Annotated in this window: 3 protein-coding genes and 2 pseudogenes; all 5 read right to left on the bottom strand. The window is 69.3% G+C overall.

Annotated elements, in window-relative coordinates; all coding sequences use genetic code 11:
* Positions 1 to 524 (bottom strand): annotated as a pseudogene (locus HMPREF0058_RS12660) (hypothetical protein); the annotation flags it as partial.
* A gap of 61 nt (positions 525 to 585) precedes the next feature.
* Positions 586 to 3,186 (bottom strand): hypothetical protein, encoded by a 2,601-nt coding sequence (locus HMPREF0058_RS03860; protein ID WP_006548376.1) that lies wholly within the window; start codon positions 3,184 to 3,186, stop codon positions 586 to 588.
* The gene (locus HMPREF0058_RS03855) at positions 3,186 to 6,755 is read right to left on the bottom strand and encodes a tubulin-like doman-containing protein (protein WP_006548375.1); all 3,570 of its coding nucleotides are present in this window, start codon (positions 6,753 to 6,755) and stop codon (positions 3,186 to 3,188) included. Before HMPREF0058_RS03855 ends, HMPREF0058_RS03860 begins: the two co-directional genes overlap by 1 nt.
* A 121-nt stretch (positions 6,756 to 6,876) precedes the next feature.
* A complete protein-coding gene (locus HMPREF0058_RS03850; RefSeq protein WP_006548374.1) occupies positions 6,877 to 9,897 on the bottom strand; it encodes a hypothetical protein in 3,021 nt (1,006 codons plus the stop codon).
* 15 nt (positions 9,898 to 9,912) lie between these two features.
* Positions 9,913 to 10,348 (bottom strand): annotated as a pseudogene (locus HMPREF0058_RS03845) (hypothetical protein); the annotation flags it as partial.

The raw sequence follows: 10,348 nt of genomic DNA, 5'->3' as shown, positions 1-10,348 counted from the left end.
GAGGCAGCCGGAACGGCCGCCACGCCAAGGGCCGGCTCAGCCGCCCCAGATGGCATCGGGGCCTGCGCACCAGACACCGTCTGAGGCGATGCTGGCACCACCACCGGTGCTGGCACCACCGCCGGCGCCGGAACAGGAGCATAGGCGGCTGCCGGCACCGAGGTCGTCGCCGTGGATGGAACGGCAAGCGCGGCACCGATGCGTCCTTCGGGATTGGCCAGGGTCCCGATCGGTCGATCCACACCGGCAGCGCCGGGTGAGGCCGCCTCAGCACCCGTGGCGGGGAAGGCCGCAGCGATAGCCTGCGCCAGGGGCACCGCTACCTGCTGGTGCAGACCAGGGTCGGCGTCCAGCAGGTCACCAGTGACCCGGCTGGGATCAAGAACCAGGCCTGTCCCGCGGGCCTCGCACATGCGATACACCTGGCTCCAGGAGCTCACGGGCAGGTGCGAGCGTGCTGCGGGAGAGGCACTGGCGTGCCAGTCCTGCATGAACTCGATGAACTGTGGGAGCGAAACTGCCATAAGGCCAACACCTGGTTCTCTCACGAGCGGGAAGACGGTCGACGATCGTCCGCAAAGGGGCCTAGTACACGAGGGAGTCCGTGGCTGCGGCGCGTGCCTTGGCCGGGGCCGGGTAGACGAAGTAGTCCGATGTCAGCGCCGTCGTGGCGTCCGTCATGGCCATCGTCGTGGACAACCCGTCACGGCGTTCGCGGAACCAGTGCCCCTCGGCCCTGGTCTGCGGCTCTGTCCCGGCATAGCGTCCGGGCGCGAAGACACCGGTGACCACGGTGGTCTGACGGAAGCGTTCCAGGTCCTGACGGTACTGGGACAGGGGACGGCTCGCGCCACTGGGAGGCACGACCTCCAGAGCCAGGGAGTCGTTGACGCCCTGGGCCAGCGCCGTCAGGCACTCCTCCCAGTAGGCAGCGCCGATACCCGAGCGCACCCCGTGGGACTCCAGGCCTGCCGCCCAGTGGGTCAGCGCCGTCTCACCAGTTCCGGCCTCAGCAAAGACGTCAAGGTCACGACGCATCAGCCGCGCTACCTCATCCGGGCTCAGGTCCGCAGCAATAGCGCTTCCCAGGGCCTGCCACGCCTCCTTGAGCCAGCCGACCTTGAACACCCGGATACGCAGCTCGGCCGCCGTCGTCTCGATCGTGGACTGGCCTGCCTGGGCCTCCACGCTCTGGAAGGCGGCCGGCAGGCTCGCCGCGTGGTCCTCGGTCGTGCGCTGCGTGTCCTGCTCACCCAACGGGTCAGACATGAAGGAGGTCAGGACCGAGGCCCAACGATCAAACTGCGCGTAGGCCTCACCCTGAGCGGACAGGTCCTCGATCGCCAGCCTGAGGTTGGCGCTGAGCACCGGGACCAGGGTCTCGCGGGTACGGGCAAGGTGGAGCAGACGGAAGACGCCGCGCTGCTGGACCACGAAGGTCCATATCGAGGACACGATCCAGGACACGAAGGCTACACCGGCCACAATGCCCGCGATGAGCCAGGTAATCTCGCCCAGCGCCGCCAGCCCCAGGCTGATGAGCAGGACGATGACGAAGATGCCCAGCAGGATCCGCATGATCCTGGCGATTCGACGCTGCCGAGTCTCCAGGGCCTCGGTCTCATCCTCCGCCACGAGGGCGCGCAGCTGCTCGTAGTAGCCGTTGAGGTCAGCGCGGGTCTGGTCGAAGACCTGAGTGAGGTAAGAGCCGATCAGCGGCAGAAGCCGATAGCTCCTCTCCTGCTGCCAGCGCTGGATCTCACCCCACACCCGCGCGGCCTCAGCGGCATCCGGACCGCCAGCCTGGGACAGGGCGGCGAGCTCACCCATGACGCGCCGAATCTCCATCTGGTCCCAGCAGCGCAGCTGCGTGCCTGCAGGGAAGGGGCCGACCGGCACAGCGAAGACGTAGGAGCCACCTGCATCACGGGCCGGCGCCAGGATGTCACGGTCGCGGATATAGCCCTCGTTGGGGATGATCTTGAGCTCGGCGTAGCCCGAGCCGTCCGCGAGCGCCTGACAACCGTTGACCAGGTCCTGCCACAGCGCTGCGAAGCTGCGTGGCCGGGGTACCCCCAGCTGGGGCATCTCGGTGGGCATCGTCGAGGACGCCTCCCGAGCGGCCGCGGCCAGCTCGCGCCACCCGGCGGTGCGACCCGAGGCGTCCACCCCACCGACGACGACGGAGACGGCGCTGCCTGCTCCGAAGACAAAGCCCTCTACCTTCGCAGCCACCGTCGCCTTGACCCCTCGGATCTGGGAGCGCAGCCACGCCCCCGGCGCACCCAGGACCGCCTTGACCATGAAGGAGAAGAAGAGCCGCAGTGCCTGGAGAGCTCCTACCTGTTCCTGCTCGACCACGGGCACCGCGGCCGACTGGCGGCGCAGGGAGTAGTAGTGGCGAGAGAACCACTCGTTGGCCATAGCCACCACTCGGCCGTGGGGATCGTGGAAGGGATAGACGTGCCCACCGCCGGCCTCCGGGCGCACCGGCTGGGGCAGGGTCTGGCCCACGCTCATCACCTGGTGGCGCAGGGTCTGCTCGACCGCGGAGGCGTCGACATGACGCACGAAGGTGCGCACCACCCTCACCGAGCTGCCCGAGGCCGTCGAGTCCTGGTCGGTCGGGGCCTGCTCGACCGAGCCTGCGATACCGGCCTGCACCGCGATGCCGGCGGCGGCCGCCGCCGGAATCTGCTCAGGCGTGAGCCACCAGGCGGTGGCGGGGAAGGCAGGATCAGAGGTGGGCTCCGGAGAGAGCATGACGTTGCTCCACCCCGGGTGCCCGACCACGGCCTCAACAGGCTCCGGGCTCCAGGGCACCAGCACACGGACAGGCTGCTTGTGCGCTCCGGCGGCGACGGGCAGGTTGAGGTAGTGCAGCTCATCCATGGCGTCCAGGGCGTCGCGAGCCGGGTGCCCGAGCGGCACGACGGCGATGACGCGGACCAGGTCCAGGTCGTGGCGACCAACGACCTCGGAGTAGCTGTGCACCTGCGTGCGTCCCTGGCTCACCCGGAGCACGCGGGGGTTGTCATCCGCACCGGCCGCCTGACCGGCACCCGGCGTTGACTCCAGCCACTGGAAGGGAGCCAGGAGGCCGGCAGCGGACAGGTCGGTCAGCGCCGCCAGAATCGGGCGCTGGCTGGGTGGTGCGATGACGATCGACTCACTGCGGCGCTGCATCAGTACACCATCCCGCCTTCCAGCGGGCTGCGTCGCGTCGCCGCGGCGCCAGCCGGTGCGACGGAGGCGATGACCTCGCGCACGCTGGTGAGCTCGTCGTACATCTCCTGAGCCAGGTCAATTGACAGAGGCGCGGAGTCCACCAGCTCGCGGCTGCGGAAGTTCGTGAAGGAACCCGGGCCATCCTGCTTGCCCTCGCCCGGCAGGTAACGCTGGTCGAGATCCGCCAGGATGTTGTCGCACAGGGTCGCCAGCGCCTGACGCCGCTCCTCCGGCTGCGTCAGTCCCTCCAGGAAGGCTGGGGTGGGCAGGCCAGCGACCTCACCGTGCCCGAGCAGCTCGCTGATGGCTTGCTGGGTCGGAGTACGCACCCCCATCTTCGAGCTCGGCGCGTTGTCAGAGGTGTCGGCCCACCGGCGCAACACCTGCCACGGCGTGAAGACGGACAGGGAGTCATCCACGTCGAGGTAGGCCAGGAGGATGGACTCCAGAACCGCCGCGAGCGCCGAGTTGGGCGTGACCATCTGGGAGTGGGAAGTGAGCATCGGTGCCGGGAAGGGAACAAAGCGCTCGGAGTCGGCGTCCCACACGCTGATGGGATCGGTGTCCTTCTCCATGCCCCAGCCCGGCCGCTGGATTCCTCCCGAGAAGAAGGCGACCCACCAGCCGTGGACCATGGCGCGACGGTCGTCATCGCCCATCGGCAGGCCTCCGGGCAGCGGCCTGGCGCGGCGGAACTGCCAGAAGCTAGCCCGTGCACCCGAGGAGCCGGTGGCGTGGTGCCACGCCGTCGAGACGGACTTGAGCAGCCCGGAGTAGGCCACTGGAAGGGTGCGCGGGTAGGAGCCGAAGACGTCGACCCGGGAGACCTGGTCGTCGCTGAGGGCCTGCTCGATCGTCTGGGCCACGGCGGGACCGTCAAAGGAGGTCTCGTGGCTGGCGTAGGTCACCAGCTCGGTGGCGACCTTGGTGTGGCGGAAGGGGACGGAGGAGAAGTTGAAGGACAGCGCCGGAGCCGATCCGTGCAGCCGCTGGAAGACCTGGGCGTCGACCTGGACCAGCGGACGCGCCATCGCCATGGCACGTTGCATTCCCTCCAGGACCTCGTCGGCACGACGGGCCTGCTCGAACTCCCCGGCCGCCGGGTCGGTGAGGTAGTCGCGCAAGGACTGGGAGACGAAGCTCTCGAAGGCCTCACCGCGGCGCCCGACGAAAGCGCGAGCCCGCCCCAGCACCTGGGCGCGTGAGAGCCGTACCTCGTACTGGGCGGGGGCCGGCATCTGACTCATGACACCGGGAAGCCCTGCGGGCACCCACGGACTGGCGATCTCCAGCAGGTCAGCCGGAGCCGGAGCGCCCGAGCCCTGCTCCCACTCACCGCGGATGATCTCGCGAACCGCTTCCCGGTAGGCCTGGTCAAAACCTCCCCGGGCTGCCGGTGGGACTGCCTCGACCACGTGCTCCTCGAAGGCTGAGGGATAGGTGGCCACGTCCATGAGAACGACCTCGTTGTGCGCCGTCGAGAAGCGCTGAGGCACCACCTGCTCGGAGGTCATAGCCGCAGTGGGCTCGGTGGGCCAGGCGGAGTACAGGTCGGTGGCGACGTCGGCCACACCGGCAACGTCCTGAAGCGACTGACGGTCATGGGTGAGGACCTTGAGCTTCTCGTTGAGCTCGTACTCCAGTGGCTTGAGAGCCGAGCCCACCATGTCGTCAAGGACCTTGGCCAGGTTCTGAGCCAGGGCGTAGACGAGCCACTGGTAGATGCCCACAGCCGCCTTCTCGCGCACCTGCTCGGCCCACTGTCCCTCACCGGTTGCCGTGAGCGTCTCCTTGACCCGGGCGGTCAGAGGAGCAACGAAGTCCTGCGGGAGGACCAGCGCGTGCTGGGGCTGCTGCATCCCCATCCCGGCCAGCGAGCCAGCCAGGCGCTTGATGACACCCGCCTCGCCGCGGAGCTCACCGATGACCTGTAGGGCGTAGGGCAGGCCGAGGTCGGCCAGGTCCGTGCGGACCTGCTCCACGATCGCGGTGTGCACCTCCTGGGCACGGGCGCGGGTGTACTCCACCGCCATCGTGGCCAGCTGCGGCATGATCTGGGGCTCGACGCTGCCCAGCCACTGGTTCATGCCCACGATCCAGTCCGACAGCGGCATCTCGGCAGCCTGTGGGCGCGTGCTCATGACCTGCTGCGCCATCTCTGAGGCACGGGCCCAGATGAGGCTGGCGTTGGCGGTCGCTGAGTCGTTCATGAGCCAGGCCTGCGCGGCAGCGTCGACTGCCTGACCGCCGGCCATGACGGTCTGGCCCGTGGGCTGGGGCAGGTGCATCTTCGCCAGTTCCTCGGGCATCCGCGCCTGCCACAGAGCGGCCAGGCGCTGGGCGTCCCCGCTGAAGTCACCGGCGGAACGGAAGCCGTCGAGCAGGTGGTCAATGCTGCGCCGTGCCATGCGCTGGGAGGCGTACTCGGCGTAGCGGTCACGCCCGGTGCTCAGTGAGGCGTAGCCGAAGGAGCCCCATGCCGTCTCGGTGGGGTCCACTCCCCAGCTCACGGCGTTGTGGTTGGGGATGTCGACCTTGTTGGCAATGTCGAACTGCACGTAGCTCTCGAAGGCGGGAGAGGCGATGTAGCGGGCCAGGCCTCGCCCCATGCCGCGGAAGACGCCGGAGGTCGTGCCGTCTCCGAAGACGGCCCCCGTCCCTCCGGCCTTGAGCCCGATCGGGATGACGCGCTTGAAGGCGTGGCCGGCCTTGGTCGCCCCGCCCATGAGGGAGTAGAGCTCCTCGTCGAGCCGGGCGGCCTTGCCGCCGTTGGAGGACTGCGCGGCGATGATCTCACCGAGCATGGCCAGGGTATTGCCTGGCATTCCGTCCTTCTTGTCCTTGGGCACCTCGTTGAAGACCTCGGCGGTGTACAGGAAGACGGAGATGAGCTGGGGATCAATCGCCGGGGTCGTCTGGGTGCCTGCGATGACGCGGCAGACGTCCAGGGTCATCGAGGCTCCCGAGCCGCCGGCCATCGAGGAGACCACGAGGACCATGGGCGGCGCCGTCGTCGCCGGAGGCTCTCCGACGCCGGGCACGCGCCGGGCCACCTCGGCAGCCTCACTGACGGACTGCGTACTGGCCATGCGAGCCAGCGCGTCCTGGACGGCCTGGGAGACGGCCGACAACCGGTCCAGAATGAGCAGGCGACCGATACCGCGGCACTGCCCGGCGCCGACGGTGACCGGAAAGGGCACGTCCTGGACGGTCCCGGGCATCCAGGTCGCCAGCTGCCTCAGGCCTGCCGGGCCCTTGGACTGGACCTGGTGGGTCAGGCTGTCGTCCACCACGGAGTAGCTTCCGGCCGAGACCCCGCAGGCCACGTAGGCCCCGCCCTGCTGAGTCACCGAGCCCAGGCCACCGGGCTTCTCCTCCTGCAGCGGCGTATCGACGCTGAGGAACTGCCAGCACCCCGGGATCTTCTCGATGCCGTAGGCCGCCAGGTCGGCGTGCAGCTGATCCATCATGTAGGCCAGCGTCTTGGCGCCAGAACCTCCACAACCGACCACGAGCACCTTACGCATGGCCTGCTCCTTTCCACCGGCCGGGCCGGCAACACTTCTTTTGGGGGTCAGGGCACCGCACAGGTGGTGCCGTCATGGTCGTGATCTCCCGGGTCTGGACGTGACGCACCGGGCGCCTGGCTCAGGACTGTCCGGGAGGAGGCGGGGCCGAGGCCGGTCCACCAGCGCTGTCAGAGCCCTGGGACCCCGGCAACGGGAAGGAAAGCGGTGGCGGTCCTGCTGGCGCGGGCGAGTCTGGCGCCGGGGTTGGACCCGCAGTCGGCGCGGAAGACGCCGTCGGTCCGGAGGGGACGTGGCCGTAGGAGGACGACGCCGAGGCAGCGCTGGGAACGCTGCGGCCGTACAAGGAGCTTGCGCTACCCGGAACCGGTGCTCCGGGGGCCGCGGCGCCAGGTGCAGGAGCCGAGGGGCCGGGTACCGGCATGGGCGCCGGCATCGGGGCTGTACCAGGGACCGGCACCGGGGACACGGCAGACGAACCCGCTGGGGGCATCGGTGTGCTGAAGCCGCTGGCACCCGCCGACGGCGGAGGAAGGACCGTGGCCTGCGCGGCAGCAGGACCGGGCTGGTTCGCGCCGGCGGCCTCGTTCTTCATGCCGCGGTTGCTGGCCGCCAGCGTCGCAACGCGCGAGGGCAGGCGCTTGGCAGCGTCCTGAGTGATGCGGTCGATGTCGCTGCGCTCCAGCGAGGGCGAGAAGACCAGCAGGGTGACGGTCCGTGGGGAGTCAGGCTGGTCGAGCACCACGACCCAGTTCCCGCGCACGCTCAGTGGCAGGACGGCGTGACCGCCACGCTGGCCCTCCAAGGACCCAGACACCGACGGCGCCTGGGGCTGGTCCAGCCGGACCTGCGGCACCGAGGTCGGCGCCAAGCCAGGGTGGGCCCGCAGGACGTACCCGTCCGTACTGAGCTCCCGGGTCCCCTTGCGTACGGCCAGCTGCTTGAGATCGCGAGAGGACAGGTCGACGTTCGGAGGCTGCCCGTCGCTGGGAACCTCAACCACTGTGCGCCCGATGACCAGGCCACCGGCTGGGACACGCGCCATGAGGTACTTGACCAGGTAGAGCAACAGGATCGGGACGGCGATCCCGAGCACCAGCGCGGCGACGAAGGCGGCGCTGGTGGTCGTGACGTTGAGGGGACGGCGCATCTCACCGTTGAAGGCGACCGTCGTGGAGCGGGCCTGGTCGGCGTGTCCCAGCGGGGAGATCGAGACCTCCAGGCTGCCCGTGACTGAGCCGTTGGCGTGATCCTTGGTCGACAGGCTCACCTCAAGGTCCGCGGTGGCACCGTCGGCAACCTCCAGGCAGGACTCGGCGCTGGAGTGACTCGAGCTGATCGTGACCTCACCTGCCTCAGCCGGGGCTCCGGTCAGGGTCACTGCACCCGGGTCCAGCCACACGCAGCCCGGGCCACTCACCCCCACCGTGCCGGTGGCGGCGGTCTCCTTCTCCAGGAGCGGGAAGGTCAGGGCCGCGGCCACAGTCGGGAAGTTCAGCGGGGGCACTAAGGTGACCTGCTCAGTCACCACCGTCGGGGACAGGGTCGTGCCCGGCACGCGGGCGCCGTCGACCCCGGTCGCATCCGGCGTGGTGAGCGTGATCGTGCGGGTCATCGTGGCCGCGCCCGGTGCGAGGTCAGCGGGCACCGTGATGTCGTGCCCGCCCGCCAGGTCTGCCGCGTCGTCGGTCTCAAAGAGCGTGACCTGCTGTCCCTGCGCGTCCTGCAGGGTGACCGTCGCGTTCAATGTCCCGGTGATGCGCTGGGGATCGACCGGCGCCCCATCCGGCCGGTCGTACAGGCGCAGCTGGACGTCCTTGACGGTCTCACCGGCCCGCAGCTCCGTGCTGCTCAGGTCCTCCCATACCAGTTGAGCCGGGGAGGAGAGCTTGAGGTTGATCTGGATCTCCTCGCCCTGGCTGGCCGCCGCGTTGTCGACGAAGGCAAGCCGCCACACCCCGTCCCAGGCAGGCGTGTGCGCTGCGTCAGCGCTGATCTCCAGGGTGCGCGGCGTGATCCACCGTGAGGTCACTCCCTCGTCCTGGCGCTCCTGCGTCTGGCGGGAGGACAGGACGAGGGGCTCGTCCTGTCCGGGCCGGTAGAGATAGGCGTCCAGACCGTCCACCGAGGAGGAGGCCAGGATGTGGGCCTCGTCCAGCGCGCCGTCCAGGACGAAGGCAACCTCTCCCTGCGTGCAGGCCTTGGCCTGGCAGATGCTGATATTGCGGGTGTCCACCGTCGTGCCGGCCGCCGCGATAGAGTCGAAGGCCATGAGCAGGGAGTCGATGTCAGAGACGGGGTAGAACTCCCCCACTGGCTGGGTCTGGTCACCACACCGCTCCAGGCCGTCCACGTCCTTGCCGGCAGCCTCGGTAATGCGCCGCATGAGGGAGAAGTCCGCCGAGCCGTCGTTGAGCCCGATCCCGAGGATGGTGATGCCAGCGGCCCGTGTCTGGTCAACTACGCCCGTGGGCCGGCACAGGTCGCTGACACCGGCCTGCTCGGCTGCTGCCGTCCCCTCCTGCGTGCTCAGGTCGGCGCCCGGAGCGTATCCCTTGTCCGTACCAAACTGGTCCTTGGCACTGTCCGAGGTACGCACGTCCAGGTCGAAGGCACCGTCAGAGAACCAGGCGATGGCCCGGCAGCCGGAGGAGTCGTGTCCCACGAGGTCTGCGCGCGCCCCTTCCAGCGCATTCCAGTAGTCCGTGTCGAAGTTCTTGATGTCCTCGCCGACCTGAGTGATCGTCTGCTTGATCGCCCCGCTACTCGCTTCGCTGATGGCGGTCCACTCACCCGCGGCCGCGTAGTCGGCGGCGAAGCCAGCCACGCGCACGTCCAGCGTCACCTTGGCCGACTGCGCGAAGGAGGCCAGACGGTCCGCCAGGTAGTGGCCTGCGGTGACTCGGGCCTTGTCCGGATCGCTCTGGCGCAGGGACCCAGACTGGTCGATGAGGAAGACCAGCGAGCCTCGACCAGCCCCGGCCATGCAGGCTCCGAACTCGTCCAGGCCGGCGATGGACGCCGCCTTGGCGTCCGTGGTCGCTGCTTGGGCAGGCAGGACCAGACCCGGACTGACCAGGCTGGCAGCGCCGAGCACCAGCCCGGCCGCCACCGCGGCCAAACGCCGCCACATAGTTGTCATCTCACGCACCACGTGTCACAGCCTTCCGATGACCAGGGCGAAGCGCAGCGCGGCCAGAACAATCCCTGCCACGCCCAGGACCACGCTGACCCGGTAAAGCACCGTAGGGAGCCGGGAGGGCGCGTACCACGAGCCGACCTGGGCCATGGCGTTGCGTACCAAGAAGGCGCAGCCCAGGCCGAGGCCCACCACACCTGCCAAGAGCCAGGAGAAGACGGCCACGACAGCCGAGGACTGCAGCGCGCAGGCAAGGATGGCGAGCACGGAGGCAGCCATCGAGATGTAGATGAGGAGCATCGGGGCACGCCTTGCCTGCGCCTGCTCCGGCGTCGCCGCCGTGCCAAAGACGGCCGTGGGAGCTCCGGGCACCGGCAGCCCGCCACCGGTCGCCACGGGAGCGGCCAGCACGGGAATCGTGGGGCCTGCAGGACCAGTGGGCGCGCCGGGGGCC

This window comes from Actinomyces urogenitalis DSM 15434, from assembly GCF_000159035.1.
Lineage (GTDB): Bacteria > Actinomycetota > Actinomycetes > Actinomycetales > Actinomycetaceae > Actinomyces > Actinomyces urogenitalis.
This window is presented reverse-complemented; position numbering and strand designations above follow the sequence as displayed.